Raw genomic sequence first — 698 nt, 5'->3', positions numbered from 1 at the left:
ACCAGCTTGCAAATGATTGTCCTTTCCTTCATTTCTCCCCTATTACGAAGATTTTAAACAGGTTCTAAGAGGTCTTTATTTTTTATTGAAGACACAATATCGTCAATTTCTTTCACATATAATGCAAGTTTGTGTGCTTTACTACGATCTTCAAAACAAAGATTAACAAGCACGTTACGAAACCTATCTTTCGTAGTACTTCTCACTTCTGCTAATAAGGACTTAATATTTTCTTGGCAATGCACTCTCTTTACCGATTCAGCCGGTTCAACCATACCAAGAACATTCTTTACCAAAGATTTTTCTTCACAACTAAATATGAACATGTAATAACCCATCGATAAAGTGAAGAGCAAGAACATAGCCGGAAGTAAAAACGGAGCTAATACATTTTGTGACGCAGGGAAAATAAACCAGGTAACAGTTGCTATTGACACAGTTACAAATAATCCTGATAAACATAATTGTGCTTTTCTTCTATAATTCTGATCAATAACTGTACTTACACCAATAGAAGCTATATCAATCATTACTCACACCTCATTAAACATTAATACTAACTGAATGATAGCATTATTGTGATGAAAATGCAATATTATTAATATTTTAATACAATTTATACTGACAGTTACAATTCTGAATGTTTTATTGCAGCGTTAGCTGATTAGCATTTTTAAGATGAGGTCAACTCTCATAGA

At 32.4% G+C, this 698-nt stretch carries 1 protein-coding gene; it reads right to left on the bottom strand.

Translation table 11 applies throughout. From position 1 onward, the window contains the following. Window positions 1–53 precede the first annotated feature (53 nt). Complete coding sequence (locus tag OZD61_RS00065) at window positions 54–530, bottom strand: hypothetical protein (protein ID WP_274979380.1); 477 nt, start codon at window positions 528–530, stop codon at window positions 54–56. Window positions 531–698 lie beyond the last annotated feature (168 nt).

The organism is Wolbachia endosymbiont of Drosophila bocki, assembly GCF_028982005.1.
Taxonomy (GTDB): Bacteria; Pseudomonadota; Alphaproteobacteria; order Rickettsiales; family Anaplasmataceae; genus Wolbachia; species Wolbachia pipientis.
This window is presented reverse-complemented; position numbering and strand designations above follow the sequence as displayed.

Excerpts from the sequence above, each read along its gene's own strand:
- OZD61_RS00065 (WP_274979380.1), bottom strand. The coding sequence starts at position 530 with ATGATTGATATAGCTTCTATTGGTGTAAGTACAGTTATTGATCAGAAT.